This window comes from Stenotrophomonas sp. 3(2025), assembly GCF_052665395.1.
Genome location: NZ_JBQOIF010000007.1, coordinates 148,317 through 163,724 on the forward strand (window position 1 = coordinate 148,317; position 15,408 = coordinate 163,724).

11 protein-coding genes and 1 tRNA gene are annotated in these 15,408 nt (G+C 66.7%); 5 read left to right on the forward strand and 7 right to left on the reverse strand.

Features of this window, described 5'->3' with window-relative positions; translation table 11 throughout:
- Positions 1-8 precede the first annotated feature (8 nt).
- From ACUXVE_RS07830 to ACUXVE_RS07850, 5 genes are read right to left on the reverse strand one after another with little or no spacing between them, the layout of a single operon-like run.
- Positions 9-713, reverse strand: coding sequence for a hypothetical protein (locus ACUXVE_RS07830; RefSeq protein WP_445514157.1), 705 nt, complete (start codon positions 711-713; stop codon positions 9-11).
- Positions 710-1,678 carry a hypothetical protein gene (locus tag ACUXVE_RS07835; RefSeq protein WP_445514158.1) on the reverse strand — a complete coding sequence of 323 codons (969 nt, stop codon included), beginning with the start codon at positions 1,676-1,678 and terminating at the stop codon, positions 710-712. Before ACUXVE_RS07835 ends, ACUXVE_RS07830 begins: the two co-directional genes overlap by 4 nt.
- 45 nt (positions 1,679-1,723) lie before the next feature.
- Positions 1,724-4,522, reverse strand: a complete 2,799-nt coding sequence (locus tag ACUXVE_RS07840) for a TonB-dependent receptor domain-containing protein (RefSeq protein WP_445514159.1) — start codon at positions 4,520-4,522, stop codon at positions 1,724-1,726.
- Between the two features lie 26 nt (positions 4,523-4,548).
- Entirely contained in the window at positions 4,549-5,517 is a 969-nt protein-coding gene (locus ACUXVE_RS07845) for a FecR family protein (RefSeq protein ID WP_222390296.1), read from the reverse strand.
- Positions 5,514-6,014 carry an RNA polymerase sigma factor gene (locus ACUXVE_RS07850; RefSeq protein WP_222390294.1) on the reverse strand — a complete coding sequence of 167 codons (501 nt, stop codon included), beginning with the start codon at positions 6,012-6,014 and terminating at the stop codon, positions 5,514-5,516. The genes ACUXVE_RS07845 and ACUXVE_RS07850 overlap by 4 nt, the downstream gene beginning before the upstream one ends.
- A gap of 267 nt (positions 6,015-6,281) precedes the next feature.
- Here ACUXVE_RS07850 and ACUXVE_RS07855 point away from each other — a divergent pair, with 267 nt between their 5' ends.
- The 4 genes from ACUXVE_RS07855 (at position 6,282) to ACUXVE_RS07870 (ending at position 12,856) form a co-directional block, all read left to right on the forward strand.
- Positions 6,282-9,170: an autotransporter domain-containing protein gene (locus ACUXVE_RS07855; RefSeq protein WP_445514160.1), complete on the forward strand. Its 2,889-nt coding sequence runs from the start codon at positions 6,282-6,284 to the stop codon at positions 9,168-9,170.
- A gap of 101 nt (positions 9,171-9,271) precedes the next feature.
- Positions 9,272-10,276: a 2-hydroxyacid dehydrogenase gene (locus ACUXVE_RS07860; RefSeq protein ID WP_445514161.1), complete on the forward strand. Its 1,005-nt coding sequence runs from the start codon at positions 9,272-9,274 to the stop codon at positions 10,274-10,276.
- A gap of 53 nt (positions 10,277-10,329) precedes the next feature.
- Positions 10,330-10,405: transfer RNA gene (locus ACUXVE_RS07865), tRNA-Thr, on the forward strand.
- 270 nt (positions 10,406-10,675) lie between these two features.
- The gene (locus ACUXVE_RS07870; RefSeq protein ID WP_445514162.1) at positions 10,676-12,856 is read left to right on the forward strand and encodes a hypothetical protein; all 2,181 of its coding nucleotides are present in this window, start codon (positions 10,676-10,678) and stop codon (positions 12,854-12,856) included.
- A gap of 111 nt (positions 12,857-12,967) precedes the next feature.
- Here the strand turns inward: ACUXVE_RS07870 and ACUXVE_RS07875 are convergent, their stop codons facing one another.
- Together ACUXVE_RS07875 and ACUXVE_RS07880 are read right to left on the reverse strand one after the other, a co-directional pair.
- A complete protein-coding gene (locus tag ACUXVE_RS07875) occupies positions 12,968-13,600 on the reverse strand; it encodes a GyrI-like domain-containing protein (protein ID WP_445514163.1) in 633 nt (210 codons plus the stop codon).
- A complete protein-coding gene (locus tag ACUXVE_RS07880; protein ID WP_445514164.1) occupies positions 13,597-14,025 on the reverse strand; it encodes a VOC family protein in 429 nt (142 codons plus the stop codon). Before ACUXVE_RS07880 ends, ACUXVE_RS07875 begins: the two co-directional genes overlap by 4 nt.
- Positions 14,026-14,363: 338 nt before the next feature.
- On the opposite strand from ACUXVE_RS07880, the gene cyoA reads away from it, so the two are divergent.
- Positions 14,364-15,407 (forward strand): ubiquinol oxidase subunit II, encoded by a 1,044-nt coding sequence (gene cyoA, locus ACUXVE_RS07885; protein ID WP_093817661.1) that lies wholly within the window; start codon positions 14,364-14,366, stop codon positions 15,405-15,407.
- Position 15,408: the final 1 nt, after the last annotated feature.

Below are 15,408 nucleotides of genomic sequence, written 5' to 3' on the forward strand. Positions count from 1 at the left end.
CCCTTTTTCTACTGCAGGGTGCCCTTGGCGTCGTAGCGCAGGCGCACGGTCTGGCGGTCGCCGGCCACTTCATCCGGCAACCACACCAGCTTGCCGCCCTTGCGGATGACCACATACACATGACCGACGTCGGCCGGCGTGCGCATCAGGGCATTGCGCTGTTGCTGCAGGGCCTGCGTCACCCGTGGCACGGCATCGAAATCGATGTTTGCCAATGCAGTGCTGCTGCGGCGCAGGGTGATGGTCGGCGCGAACTGCTGCGGATTCACCGCATCGCCCTTGCGCCATTGTCCACGTTGGTAGTGGTAACTATCTACGTGGCCCGGCTGCTTTGGATCGACCAGGTCGATGTCGATGCGGCCGTCGTCATGGAAGTGGATGCTGTGGAAGACGACCAGGCGTTCGCCGGCCAGTCCGGGCATCGCTTCCAGCGCCTGCCGTGCAGCCTGCAGGCGCTCGGCGTCGAGCAGCAGGTTCGGCCGCGCGCGCCCGGGCACCTGCATCGGTTCGGGCGCCGCCCGTGGCGTTGCGATGGCCGACGTGCGCAACGGTTGTTCCCATGGGTCTTGTTGCATCGCATCCGCAGGCACGGTCGATGCGGCGCCGCGCAGGGTCGCGTTGACGGTCTGCAATGCGCCGCCCGCCGTGGCGGCACCGGCCAGGGCCAGCACCACCCCGGCGAACACCAGCGGCGTGGACACGGGCCGCTTCACGCGTGCTCCATGCGCACGCTGCGGCGATCATCCGGGTCGTAGAGGATGTCGACCTGCCCGCGCGGGATGTTGGCCAGTTCGAGCGGCGCAACGAAGCGGCGCACGCTGGCCTGCTGCAGGTTGCCCTCGCGGTCGAGATACTCCAGCTTGAACTCGACCTGTGGTTGTTCGTTGACGTAGGTGCCGGTCTGGCGCACGTCGAGCACCTGCGCTTCGGCGCCGATACCACGGTACTTGAGCGCTTCGCCGCGCGCGTCGATCTGCAGTGTGCCGGCCAGCAGGCGCGCCAGCAGACGCAGGCCGATCAGGTAGCCGCACAGCACCAGCGGGCAGACCAGCAGCGGATGGCCGAAGCCCAGGAACGTCCAGCCCAGTCCATCGCTCTGCAGGCGATAGGCCATGACGTACGCGGCAGCGACCACGACAATGCCGATCAGGCCGCCGATGCCGCGGCGCCACAGGCTGGCGCGGTCCAGTTCCGGTTGCGATCCTGCCAGCATCAGGTTGGGCGCGGGGCCGGGCGTGCGGCTGAGCAGCACCTCCAGCGGGTTGCCCACGGTGAAGCGCTGCAGCTGTGGCTTGCTGTCGACCACGACCAGCGTTTCGGTGATCGGCGTGCCGGACAGATTGTCGAAGGCCAGCTGCAGCCGCCACTGCGCGAAGCCGCGCACCTGCACGCCGGTCTGTTCGGCCTGCTCGATGCGTGCGCTGCGTGGCGTGCCGTCGGCCAGGATGCCGCGCACACGTTGCAACGCACGGGGTGGCGCCAGCAGCAGGTAATGCAGGAAGGCGTACAGCAGCACCAGCCACAGGGTCAGCGACGTCGCCAGCAGGGTCAGTGCCAGCCAAGGCGCGCTGCGGTCGCCCGCTTCCAGCGGCCAGCTGGTGCCGAAGTAGAGCAGGCAGGGGAAGGGCAGCGCGAAGAACAGCATGAGCGCGCCCAGGAACCAGAGGTAGGCTTTCATGACTCGCCTTCGACGCCGTGGAACAGGCGGCGTAGGGTACTACGCTCAGCGGAACTGCAGGGTCAGCAGGAAGTAGCGCCCGAGTGGATCGTCCAGCCCGGGCATCTGCCCGCCGCTGCCGACCAGGTGGTTCACCGGCCGCGCATCAAGCAGGTTGTGCACGTCCAGTGCGGCAATCACGCGCGGGCTCAGCCGCCGCGCCAGATGCAGGTTCCAGCGCAGCTGCGCCGGGTTCATGCAACGGCCCTGGTCATGCTGCTCCTGCGCGCACGCTTCACCGGCCAGCCATGCGCGGGTGCGGCCGACGCGGTTGCCCCGCAGGGCGATGTCCCAGGACGGGTTCTGCCACTGCACGTTGAGGATGCCCGCGTTCGCCGGCGTGGCATGCCCGCGCAGGTCCACCGATTCGCCATGGCCGCGATCACGACGCAGCTCCTGCTGTTTCAACGCATCCAGCGAGAACAGCCACTGCCCGTTGCGGCCGGTATCCACCCGGTACTCGCCACGCAGTACCCAGTTGCGCGAGGTGGTGCGGCCGATGTTGTCGAATGACAGGCGAAGATCACGCAGGCGACCCTGCTCATCCAGCTCCCAGGTGCCGGGATTCCACAGTGCATCACTGGGTTGCAGGGCGAGGATCTCGTTGCGCAGTTCGACGATGTTGTGGGTCAGTGACAGCGAGAACGCATCATTGGGTGTCCAGCTGGCGGCCAGCGAGTGGCTGCGCGAGGTCTCGGCTTTCAGCCCATCGTTCTCCACCACCTGCACTTCCACCGCGCAGCCGCCATCGCGCAGCGGGCGCGCGCACGGCGGCAGGGACTCCGATGCGGGCAGGCCATACAGGCCGAAGTAGCCCGGCGGCCGCCGCCGCTCGAAGATGCTGGGGGCGCGGTAGCCGCGGCCACTGGCCAGCAGGAACGACCAGTGCGGGCTCGGGCTCCAGCGCAGGCCGGCACGCGGCGAAAACGCGGTGTCACCGCCATCGCGGTCCAGCCGTGCAGCAACGTCCAGACGCAGTGTCTGTGCCAACGGCAGACCCACTTCGGCGTAAGCGGCGTTGCTCTGCCGCGACAGCCGGCGTTGTTCCATCGGCAGTCCCAGCGCCAGTTCGCCCTTGCCCAGCAGCGGATCGGGCAGCGAGGTCCAGCGCTCGCGGCGCAGATCGATACCGGTGGCCAGTTGCGCTGGTCCGCCGGGCAGTGTCATCAACGTGCGCTGCATGCCCCACCAACCCTGCAGCTGCTCGGTACGCCCGCGGTTGTGGATGGCCGGGAACAGCTCCTCTGCCAGCCCCGGTGGCAGGGTGGAAAAGCCCGGCAGAAAATCCAGCGTTCGCGTGGCTTCCAGCAGGCGTTCGCTGCGAACGGTGCCTTCGGTGCGCAGGTCCACCTGGCTGCGCTGCGCGCTGAGGCCGGCATCCCAACTGCGGCCGGCGCGCTCACGGCCCATGCCGAAACTGATGTCGCCTTCGGTGGCATGCACGCGCGGGCGCACCTCGCCACCTTCCTGCAGGACCACGTTGAGGATCGCGCCACGGCTGAAATTGAGGGCAACGGCGGTCGGGCCCAGTTCAAAACGCTGGCGGTTGTGGCTGGCGCGTGCTTCCACGTAGGCGTAGCGTCCGTCACCGCGCTCGTGGCGATAACGCAGGTAGCCGGACAGCGTTTCCGACGCCGGTTGCAGCGAGCGCGGGCGCGCGTTGTCGAACCAGCAGCCGTCGTCTTCGCGCTGCAATGGCGGATGGCACTGCGTGGCCGGGTAGTAATCACCGTTGGGCATGATCAGCCCGATCGGGTACAGCGAGGTTTCCGCATGCCAGTCGCGCTGGTCACCGGCCACATGCTGCAGGCGATGCAGATCGATGCCGGCGAACCAGCGGTCGCCGCCTTCGCGCAGGCCGCCCGTGGCCGCCTGCAGCCGGTACTGATCGCCATCACCGCGGCTGCTGGCACCCGATTGCAGCGTGGCTTCCGGTCCCTCGGCCTGGTCACGCAGAATGATGTTGACCACGCCGGACATCGCATCGGCGCCGTAGATGGCCGAAGCACCGCCACGCACCAGCTCGATGCGCTCGACGAAGCTGAGCGGAATGCCTCCCAGATCGGTCAGCCCGCCTTCTTCCAGCGACACCATCGGATACCGCGGCAGGCGCCGGCCGTTGACCAGGAACAGGGTTGCGCGCGGGCCCATGCCGTCCAGGCTGGTGGTGGCGGCCGCGCCGACCGGCAGGTACAGCGAGTCCCCGCTGCGCGAGGTGCTCAATGGCGGATGGCCGTTCATGCCGGGCAGGTGGCGCAACAGGTCGAACAGCGTGCCGTAGCCGCTGCGCAGGATGTCCTCGCGGTCGATCACCGTTACCGGCAGCGTGGTCTGCACGGAGGTGCGCGGCAGGCGGCTGCCGGTGACATGGATCGGCGCCAGTTCCACCTGCACCGGCTTGGCTGGCGCCGGCGGCGGTGACCGCCGTACGGGTTGTGCGACCAGTGCAGGTGGGGCAGCGTGCCGGCGCACCACGAATCCGCCGCTGGGAGTCTGCAGGATGTTCACCGGCATGCCGGCGACCAGCTGCTTCAGTGCGGCGGCCGGCGCCAGCGAGCCGGCGACACCGCCGGTACGCAGGCCGGTCAGCTCACGTGCGTCGAACACCAGGGCAATGCCACTCTGGCGTGCCCATTGCTGCAGGGCCGGCGGCAGGGCGCCGGGAGCGATACGGTACTCGACCTGGGTGACGGCTTCTGCTGACGCCGCCGTTGCCGCCACACCGGGCACCAGCACAACGCACAGCAGGGCCTGCAGCAGACCCCAGCGCAGCACGTCCCAGCGCAGCACGTCCCAACGAAGCACACCCGGCGCCGGCATCGGCCGCCGCCTCAGTAGGTGCGGCGCAGTTCCAGCGCGCCATCCGAGCGCGGCTGGCCAGCAATGGACCACCCCAGTTCCAGGGCGGAAAGCAGTTCATGCGCATCGCCTGCGCGGAAGGTGCCGCTGACCGCGAGGTCGGCGATGTCCGGGTCGGCGACCACCAGTGGCGTGGTGCCATAGCGGTTCATGCGTTCGACCACGGTGGCCAGAGGCGTGCCGTCGAACACCAGCCGGCCCTGTGGCCAGGCCTCGGCGGCGGCGGTCGAGGACAGCTGCGGGCCCGGTTGGATCTTGCCGGAGGCCAGGACCTGCAGCTGCTGGCCCGGTGAGAGCGTGTGCTGCGCGCTGCCACTGGTGACTTCCACCACGCCTTCCAGCAGCGCGACCTCGACCCGGCCGTCAGCCAGGCGTTCAACCTGGAAGGTGGTGCCGATGTCGCGGATCGAACTGCCGCCGGCCTGCACCCGCAGCGAGCGCGATGACGGTTCGACCTGCAGCTGGATGCGACCGTGTTCCAGCGCCAGTTCGCGCTTGCGCCAGCCGAAGCGTGCGGTCAGCGTGGTGCCGGCGTCGAGCGTGGCGATGCTGCCATCGGCCAGGGTGCGCTGCTGCGGCAGCAGGCTGGCGTTGGCGTAGGTCAGCGGTGTGGGATTGCCATCGGTGTACAGCATCCAGCCCAGGCCAACGGCCAGGCACACGCCTGCAGCGGCGGCGACACCGGGCAGCCAACGCCGCTGCGGCCGGCGTGACGCACGCGCGGCGGCGGTGCGCAGCCACGGGTCGCTGGCCAGGCCGGCGCTGCGCTGGTGCAGTTTCTCGGCCTGTACCCACGCGCTGACATGTGCCGGATCCTCGGCCAGCCAGTCCTCGAAGGACTGCCGTTCCTCGGCGCTGCAGTCGGGGGCGTCCAGCCGGGCTACCCAGGCGCTTGCGTGTTCAAAAAGCAACGTGTCATCCCTGTTGTCGTTGCGGATCATTCGGCATCTCCATCATTGTGGAGAGGATCGGGGCCCAGCTCCTTGCGCAGGCCCTGCAATGCACGGGCAATGTGTTTTTCCACGGTCTTGGCGGTGATGCCGCAATGCCGGGCGATCTGTGTATAGCTCATCCCGGTGATGCGGTTGAGCAGATACACCTCGCGGGCACGTTCGGGCAGCTTGAACAGTGCCTGGCGCAGCAGGGCGAGCATCTGCCCGGATTCTGCCTGACGCAGCGGATCAGGAGAAGCACTGGCGGCTTCTTCGTTGCCGTCGCGTTCGGTGAGCGACAGGTGGTTGCGCGATTGTGGCGAGCGCCCGCGGTCTGCCAGGCGGTTGCGGGCGATGCGGTACAGCAGCAGCCGCAGCTCCTCGGTGCCATGCGCGCGGTAGCGGATCAGGCGCTCCATGCAGTCCTGGGCGATGTCCTCGGCATCCTCGGGGCCGACACCGCGGGCGCGCAGGAAAGCGCACAGCGGCGCGCGTTCCTCGCACACGAATGCGATGAAGGCATCCGGAACCCCGGGCAGATCCGGCGCAGGACGGAGCAAAGGGGAGGGCGCGGACAGGGGAGGGCCTCGGACGACGATGACGGACGCGTCACCGAGTTTTACGCGACGGTGACCGGATGGGGAAGCCCACGTTTCTCCCGCATTTCCATTGTGAATGCATTCATGTTTTTTCTCGCCGTCGACTGGGGGCGTCGAGCCCGCTGCTGCGTTCTGCTTTCGACCCGCGTGGTGCGGGCGGAGAGAGAGAACGCAATGAAGCATTCGAAGTTGAGCATCGCCCTGGCAGGCCTGGTGGGTATCGCGACCCTGGGCCAGATGGATGACGTCATGGCAATGAACTATCACGTGCAGGGCGATCGCGTCGTGCTGAGTGGCGGTGTCACCGTCGCCGACGTCGTTGCGCTGCCGGCGCTGCTGGCCAAAGCGCAGGCCGAAGGCCGCCCGATCCGCGAAGTCGTGCTGCGCACCTCCAATGGTGGCGCGCTGATCGCGGGTGAGTGGCTGCAGGGAGTGATCCGCACCAACGGCCTGAACACCATCGTGTCCGGCCACTGCATCTCGTCCTGCTCGATCATGCAGTCCGGTGGCGTCGAACGTTACCTGGCCGGCGACCTGCCGCTGGTCGACTCGGTGCAGATCCACGCTGCCAGCAACAGTGGCAAGGTGATCTACACGCCGTCGCCGCGGATGACCGAGATCTACACCGGCAACTACGGCGGCGGCATGGATGCCGGCCTGCTGCACAAGGCCATGTACGAGGTGGTGCAGCCCAACGGCCTGCTAGTGTTCCGCGACCCGGCCCGGACCACCGGCGCTTCGGTCAGCTTCGATCCCGATGGCAGCGGCCGCAGGCTGGAGACCTTCCCCGGCCAGGACATCTACAGCAACAACATCATCACCGCCGCCGGTTACCGCGATCCGGGCGATACCCTGACGGTCACCGGCAATGTCAGCGGCGACATCAATCCAGGCTACCTGCGCACTGCGCGCCAGCTGCAGGCGTTCGTCGATGACGACTTCGCGCGCTGGAACGATACCGACTTCGCCACCACGTACATCAACTATGCGGTGAACATCTACAACCGCTCCGGCGCCGGCCCGAACGGCATCGGCCCGGCTTCGGTGCAGGATTACCTCAACGATCCTGGTACACAGCAGCTCCTTCTGGGCCAGCTGCGCCTGGATGAACTGGACGCCTCCACGCTGGGCAATTCGGCTGGCGTGATCCGCGTCGCCAAGGGCGGCACCTGGCGCACCGCCGAAACCACCGGCGCCGATTTCATGCTGGTGGAGAACGGCACCATCGCCCTGGAAGGCGGTGCCCTGCGCACGCCGGAGCTGCGCGTGCTGGCGGCCGGCATGGTGGTCGGTCACGGCGACATCGCCTCGGTTGCCACCGACTCGAGCGCACTGCTCGATGCCACCGGCCCGTCGTACCGCGAGGATGGCTTCAACCGCCTGCGCGTGTACGGCACCCTGATGCCGCGTGGTGGTGATCTGGTCACCCACGGCTACGTCAACATCATGCCGGGCGGCAAGGTGCTGTTCGACGTGACTGAAGCCGGCGGCTCCCAGGCCGGGCGCCTGCGTGTGGGCGACTTCTACGACGGCGGCGCCAACGAGGGTGCGCTGGTCATCTCGCCGGGCGCTCATCTTGAACTGAACGTGGCGCAGGGTTTCTACGCCGGCAACTACCAGCGTGAGCTGGTGAGCGGCCCGATCTACCAGGGCGGTTTCACCGATGCGGTGCGCTTGGGTGACACCGGCTATACGGCCGGCATCACCGACGGCGAGGTGTTCCGGCCGCGCCACAATTCGCTGCTGAGCTTCAACATCAACCAGACCGCCGAAGGCCTGTCGCTGACCGCAAACCCCGGCTTCGACCAGCTCGCGCAGCTCACTGGCAACAATGGCAACGATGGACTCGGCCGAGCACTGGCCACTGCCGGCCAGCGCCAGGATGCCGGGCTGAAGCCGCTGCTGGGGGCGCTGCAGTTCGCTGACCGCGATGTGATCGCCCAGCAGGCCGGTGCACTGCGTGGTGATGGCCATGCCAGCCTGCGCCTGGCCGACAACGCGCTGGTCGGCAGCATCGGCAGCGTGGTGCAGCAGCACCAGGCCGCACGGCGCAGCGGCAGCGGAGATGCCGGTGGCTTGGCCGCACAGGCCGCGCAGGCGGCGTCGGCACAGCCGGGCATGGCCAATGGCAGCCTGTTCAACCAGTTGGCGCTGCATCTGGTGGAGCCGGCGGGGGCGGGCGGTGGCAGCACCAACTTCGGCGGCGAAGCGGCGCGCAGCCATGGCCTCTGGGGCCGCGGTTTCGGCAGCCACGGCCGCATCGATGGCGAGGGCGGCGTGGCCGGCCTGAGCCATACCGTCGGCGGCATCGTGCTCGGTGCCGATACGCAGCTGGCCGATGACCGGGTGACGCTGGGCGTCAGCGTTGCCGCGGCGGACATGTCGACCAAGGGCCGCGATGGTTCCGGTTTCACCGGCGACGTGCGTGCGCTGGATGTGGGCGGCTACCTGGATGCCACTTACTCGCGGGGTTACCTGTCGGCCTCGGTGCGCTATACCGACCTGCGCCACGACACCCGCCGCAGCATCGATGGCATCGACGGCCTGCAGGCTCCGTTGCGTGCCAAGTACAACAACGATGCGATCTCGGCCCGGCTGGAGCACGGCTTCTCGTTCACCACCGCCAAGGGCGTGGTGATCCAGCCGCTGCTACCGGTGGTCGATTACGCGCGCACCTCGGCCACCCGTTTCAATGAAGGGCAGGGAGCCGGCGCACTGGTGGGGCGTGGTGACAGCCTGGAAAGCATCCGCGTCGGTGCGGGCCTGCAGGTGTTCAAGACCTTCGAGGGCAACAACGGCGAGCGCATCACTCCGCGCGCGCGCGTGGTCTGGCAGAAGGAACTGGGCGACACCCAGGCCCGTTACAGCACCGGCTTCGCCGCTGCGCCGGACCTGGTGTTCGGTGCCAGCAGCCAGACCGTGGGCGAGCAGGTGCTGGCCTGGAACCTAGGTGTGACCAGCCGCGCCACCGATCGCCTGTCGGTGATGGTCGACTACGTGGGCGAGCGCCGCGACGGCCAGCTGCAGAACGGCGTGATGCTGGGCCTGGGCTATACGTTCTAACTAAGGCAGTACCGGCACCGGCGGCCGTCGCGCCGCCGGTGCCATCCCCATCAGGGGGCGGGTGCGCTATGGTCGTGGCGGATTTCCGCGCAGACCTTGCCATGCAGATCGCCGTTTTCAGTGCCCGTCCCTACGACCGCCGCTTTCTGGAGGAAGCCAACCAGCACGAGGGGGCAGGGCAGGATTTCCAGTTCGTGTATTTCGACGCGGCGCTGGACGTGCACACCGCCGCGCTGGCACAGGACTGCGCCGCCGTCTGCGTGTTCGTCAACGACAGGCTCGATGCACCGGTGCTGCAGGCCCTGCATGCACTGGGCGTACGCGCGGTGCTGCTGCGCTGTGCCGGCTTCAACAATGTGGACCTGGCCAGCGCGAATGCGCTCGGCCTGTTCGTCGCCCGCGTGCCGGCCTACTCGCCGGAAGCGGTGGCCGAGCACGCTCTGGCGCTGGTGATGACCCTCAACCGGCACACCCATCGCGCCTACAACCGCGTGCGTGAGGGCAACTTCATGCTCGATGGCCTGCTCGGCCGCACCCTGCATGGCAAGACCGTGGGCATCGTCGGTACCGGCAAGATCGGGTTGGCCACCGCGCGCATCTTCCGCGGCATGGGCTGCACCGTGCTGGGACACGATCCGTATCCCTCGCCGGCGTTCGCCGGGATCGGCGCGATGGTTGAACTGGACGAGCTGCTCTCGCGCTCGGACATCGTCTCGCTGCATTGCCCGTTGACCCCGGATACGCAGCACCTGATCGACGATGCCTCGCTGGCGCGGATGAAGCCCGGCGCGATGCTGGTCAACACCTCGCGCGGCGGCCTGGTCGATACCCATGCGGTGATCCGCGCGCTGAAGTCGCGCCGGCTGGGCCACCTGGCCATTGATGTCTACGAGCAGGAAAGCGCGTTGTTCTTCCAGGACCTGTCGGGCGAGATCATCGACGATGAGGCGTTCCAGCGCCTGATGACCTTCCCCAACGTGCTGGTGACCGGCCACCAGGGCTTCTTCACCGTGGAGGCGCTGCAGGAGATCTCGGCGATCACGCTGGGCAACCTGGCCGATTTTGCGGCGGGGCGGGAGTGCGGCAACCGGGTGGCGGCGGGTTGAGGGGCCGGGCGGATTGACCGTTGGGCAGTGCTGCCCGTAAAATCGCCTGCTCAGCCGGAATAGCTCAGTTGGTAGAGCGGCGCATTCGTAATGCGTAGGTCGCAGGTTCGACTCCTGTTTCCGGCACCAGATACAGCGATAAGCCCCGGCCCTGGTCGGGGCTTTTTGTTTGCAGGCGCGCGGACCCCGGCCCCTGGTCGCAGGGCGAGGTGGCGTCTGGTCCGGCAATACCTCATATCCTTGAATGCTCTCGGATCCTCCGTGGATGTCCCGGAACTTCACCGGGGGTTACATGTTTGCATGCCGATGTCCCAGGTTCGGCTGTTGTCGAAGCATGAAAGTAGCAACGCTGCGCTACCTGCAATAAGCTCAGCCGCTTCCTGTGCTGTGGAACGCGACGTGACCTATCCGCTGGGGCGCATGTCCTTCGTCATCCTGTTGGCTCTGGTCTTCGTGGCAGCGCCCATATGGTCGCTGGTGGGGCCGGGCCTTTTCGGCTGGCACATCCGTCAGCCCGCTGCTTGGCAGGGGGGGCTGGAGGCACTGGCAGTGTTCGCCTCTCTGACGGCTGCCGTGCGATGGTTGCGAGGCCCGGCGCGCGCGGTGGCTGTCATCGCGGTAGTTGCGTTGTACGCGCGCCATCACGGTGTCGATTTCGCCATGTTCGCCAGCTATGTCTACCTGGAGGGCCTGTTCGCCCTCGGTGGCATCCTGATGGGCGGACGGGTCGGTCGTGCGCCGTCCGGGCAGGTCGTGATTGCACTGGCCGGACTTATCGGCTGGTCCCTGTTGCTGTGGCTTGCTTCCATTGTTGGGCTGGGCAGCATGACCGAGCTTGGATGGTTGGCGGTGCTTGTGTTGTTGCCGGCGCTGTTGTTCTACCGCGGGCCGCGCTTGATCATGCTGCTGCTTGGTTCCGTTCGCAGGGTCTCGCGCAGCCAACCTGCAACGGCGGCATTGATCGCTACGTTGTGCCTTGTGATGTTTGCCAAAGCGTCGGTCTCTACTGGGTTTGACTCCAACTGGTACGGTCTGGCAGCTGACCGTGTCCTGCTGGCCAGTGGCAACGTGTTCCTGAGCGAAGGGCTTACCGCGCCGGTCCATTACTACCCCAAGCTGACCGAGATGCTTCATGTCCCGTTGGCGCTGCTGGGCAGTATTCCGGCAGTCGTTGGCATGAATATCGGGTGCTGGCTGGCCACACTCGGGACCGCTTCGCTGATTCTGCGCGAGTTGCGCGTGCGTAGTGCTTGGCGCCCTTTGATCATTGCACTGGTGGCGACGCTGCCGGCCTTCGCCAATGTCGCAATGACGGCCAAGGGGGATGCACTGGCTGCATGGCTCCTAAGCGTCGCATTGCTGGCCGCGCTGCGGCTGCGCCACGGCCATGGCGCAGCGTGGTTCTGGATCGCCCTGGCGGCGGCGTTGATGGCCAGCCAGGCACGGCTGTCCAACATTCCCTACGCGCTGGCGCTGACCCTGCTGGCGACCCTGTTCGGGGCGCGGTCATTGTTGCAGCGGCGCAGCTTGCCGCGTTCTCCGCTGCCATGGCCGGCGATGATCCTGGCCCTGTCCAGCGTCGTTGTGTTCATACTGATCACCGCCAGGACGTGGTGGCTGACCGGGGTGCCCTTGATCGCACCGAACGCCGCGCTGGACCTGTTCGCAGGCTGGGGCATGGAGCTACGGGCTCCCGCTGGGCGCTTGCCTACCAGTGACCTGCTGGTATATCTCCCGCCGGGCAGTACGCTGCTGACGTATCTTTTCGACCCCCGCCGCTATCCGATGGTTCAGATCGTTTGGACCGGTAATGTCTGGTTGTTTCTGCCGCTTGCCACGCTGGTCCTGGGGTGGGCATCACCGGTGGCGTGGCGACGGGCTGCGCCAGTGCTGTTCATCGGACTGCTGTTCTTCCCGATGCTCCTGGGCAACAAGTACATCCCCGCCTCCGGCGCAGATGGCAACTACTTCATCACCCCGGTCATCTGCCTGATCCTGTACGGCGGGTTTCTGGTGCAGCAGGTGGCTACCCGGTGGCAAGCTGTACCATCGGTCGCAGCCACACTACGTGTGCTGCTCTATCTGTTCGCGTCGGCCTCGGCCCTGATGTGCCTGGTTACCGGCATGTGGGGCCCCGGGACGCGTGCGTTTGATCTGAAAATGGATCGCCCGCTGCGCGATCTGCAGTTGCGGCGCGAGACGACCTGGCGTGATACCGGCATGACCGAATTCGCCTCGCGACTCCAGTTGTACCAGACAGGCACACGTGTGGTCGGTGATATCGGCGGTGATGGTTTCTGGCTTCCAGTGCGCTATGAACCTTTCGATATCATCGCGCTGACCCGGCCTGCATCAGTGGATTCCCTGGACAGCACGCTGCGATTCCTGCGAGCGACCAACGTGCGCTTTCTGATCGTGCGCAGGGCGCCGGTAGAGAGTACGGGCACGCAGACCCTGCTCTGGCAGGCCGCTGACCGGTTGCAGCGTACTGGCGCTGCCGAGCAGGTGTATGCGGACGACCACTATGCGCTGTGGTATCTGCCGCCTGCGGACATGCTGTCTGGATCGCGCCGCCCGTGAGGCTGCACTCCAATGGCACGTCACCCCACGGCGGTCGGTGACCACGGTCAAGCAGATCACCCTGCGTCTCCCCGGTGCGGGCGGCTGACGGAGCAGCCCGAGGCCCGGCTGTCACCGCGCCCGCACCGGTTGCCGCAGCACCGTTTTCAAGCGAGCAGGCTCTACCTTGCGTGGGTCGCCCAGGTAGATCTCATGATGCGGCCCGGCGAAGGTCAGCCCCTGTGCCGGCATGATCCGTTCATGCAGTTCGGCCAGTGTCGGGCCCTCGTCATCGTAGGCGCCTACATGCTGCGTCTGCAGGCACAGGCCTTCCTCGTAAAGCGCCAGGCGCAGGCTCTGCGGCGGGGTACCGCGCTTGTTCGATGCCTTGGCCACCGCTTCGTTGAATCGGGGAACGCCGACGTCCAGCGGCGTGCGGATCATCATCGTCCAGCGCCACGCGTGCTTGCGCTGTGCCACGAAGCTGGACGGGTCGTCGGCCCACCACAGTCCCTCCAGCGGCGGCACCACGCAGTCCCGTCCTTCGGCCTTCATCGCGAACTTCAGTGCGTAGCTGACCGAGTACAGCCACTCCACCGCATCGCGATAGGCCGGCGCCTGGTTCGGATCACCCTGGCCATCGACCATCACAAAGGACATCGGCGGCACCTCGATCCGCACGAACGAGCCGGCCGGTGGCCGGTACAGCGCCTTGTCCTGCGTCTTGAAGTCGATCTTCGCCGGCGTGGCCGCGGACCGGGTCATTGCGCGGCTCCGTTGGCAGGCCCCTTCAACTCCACCGTGTTGCCGTCCGGATCCTTGAAGTACAACGACAATCCGTCGCCCTCGGCACCGAAGTTGACTTCGGCCGGCCCCGGCACCGGTACGCCGTGGGCGGCCAGGTGGGCGACCAGCGCCGCTTCGTCGAAGGGGTGCACGCGCAGGCACAGGTGGTCGACATTGCGCCCTTCGCTGCCCGGTCCGCTGCCGCCGTGGCGACCGAGCGTGCCATCCAGGCTGATCAGGTCGATCATCGATGCACCCGCGCGCAGGTGCACCAGGCCCAGATGCTCGCGCCGCCGCACCACCGCGCAGCCCAGCACTTGGCCATAGAAGGCTTCGCTGCGGGCCAGATCGCGCACCCTCAGCACCAGGTGGTCGATGCGTTCAACGCTGAAGGGTTTGTCCATGCCGGGTTCCTCTAAGAAAGGGGAGTCACAACTTGCTGAACCTGTTCAGTCGACTGTGCCGAACGAGGCGCCTCGTCGCCCTCGTGGCCGATGCTGCGCTGCCGTTCCCGCGCGTTCTGCCCGCAACATTGGCGCGGTGCGACAACGTGTCGCATCCAGATCCGGGCCTTTCCTGCGCCTGATCATTGTCAATGCCTTTCTTAAATGGTGGGTGACGGCCTAAAATTGAAAGGCTGACTCGACCCCACCTCACCTGCCTGTCTTCTGGACGGGTGGGCCCGGCTTTGGCCGGTGCGGGCAGGACGGGGAACGGCATTCCCTCGCAATTGGATCGACCGATGATTCCGTTGAAAACCCTTGGGCGCTGGTTGCGCCCGGGCCTGCTGCTCGCATTGCTGGTGATGCTCACCGGCTGCGATGCCGTGGCCATCCTCAGTCCGAAGGGCCAGATCGGCCAGGATGAAAAGACACTGCTGATCACGGCCACCGTGCTCATGCTGCTGGTCGTCATCCCGGTCATCATCATGACCCTGACCTTCGCGTGGAAGTATCGCGCCTCCAACACCAAGGCCCGCTACGAGCCGAAGTGGTCCCACTCGACGGCGATCGAGGTGGTGGTGTGGTCGATCCCCTGCATGATCGTGCTGGTCCTGGCGGTGCTGACCTGGCGGTCCTCGCACGCGCTGGATCCGTACAAGCCCCTGGAATCGGACGTCAAGCCGGTCACCATCCAGGCGATCTCGCTGGACTGGAAGTGGCTGTTCATCTATCCGGAAGAGAAGGTCGCGGTCGTCAACGAGATCAAGTTCCCGGTCAACACCCCGCTGAACTTCGAGATCACCTCCGATACGGTGATGAATGCGTTCTTCATCCCGCACCTGGGCAGCATGATCTATTCGATGGCGGCGATGGAGACCAAGCTCCACCTGATCGCCAACGAGCTGGGTGAATTCCCGGGCATGTCCTCGCACTACAGCGGTGCAGGCTTCGCCAAGATGCATTTCACTGCTTACTCGGTCACCGATGCGCAGTACCGCCAGTGGCTGGACCAGGTCCGTGCCGGCGAGCAGAGCCTGGACAAGGCCTCGTTCAAGGCGCTGGGCGAGGCGAAGAATTCCGAGTGGTACCCGGTCACCTACTTCGGCAAGGTTGAAGACAACCTGTTCGACTGGGTCATCGCCAAGCACATGGGCGACAACAAGCACTACGGCATGAAGCATGCCCATGCGGGTGCGGCTGCTGCCGATGCGTCCAGCCATGAAGCGCACGAGGGGCACGCCCCGAGCGACGCGCATGATGCCAAGGAATCCGGGAAGAACCTGGATGCCACCGAAGAACACGAACACGCTGGCCATGAAGGCCACATGGGTTCGGGAGAATGAA

Excerpts from the sequence above, each read along its gene's own strand:
- ACUXVE_RS07835 (WP_445514158.1), bottom strand. The coding sequence starts at position 1,678 with ATGAAAGCCTACCTCTGGTTCCTGGGCGCGCTCATGCTGTTCTTCGCG.
- ACUXVE_RS07845 (WP_222390296.1), bottom strand. The coding sequence starts at position 5,517 with ATGATCCGCAACGACAACAGGGATGACACGTTGCTTTTTGAACACGCA.
- ACUXVE_RS07855 (WP_445514160.1), top strand. The coding sequence starts at position 6,282 with ATGAAGCATTCGAAGTTGAGCATCGCCCTGGCAGGCCTGGTGGGTATC.
- ACUXVE_RS07860 (WP_445514161.1), top strand. The coding sequence starts at position 9,272 with ATGCAGATCGCCGTTTTCAGTGCCCGTCCCTACGACCGCCGCTTTCTG.
- ACUXVE_RS07875 (WP_445514163.1), bottom strand. The coding sequence starts at position 13,600 with ATGACCCGGTCCGCGGCCACGCCGGCGAAGATCGACTTCAAGACGCAG.
- ACUXVE_RS07880 (WP_445514164.1), bottom strand. The coding sequence starts at position 14,025 with ATGGACAAACCCTTCAGCGTTGAACGCATCGACCACCTGGTGCTGAGG.
- cyoA (WP_093817661.1), top strand. The coding sequence starts at position 14,364 with ATGATTCCGTTGAAAACCCTTGGGCGCTGGTTGCGCCCGGGCCTGCTG.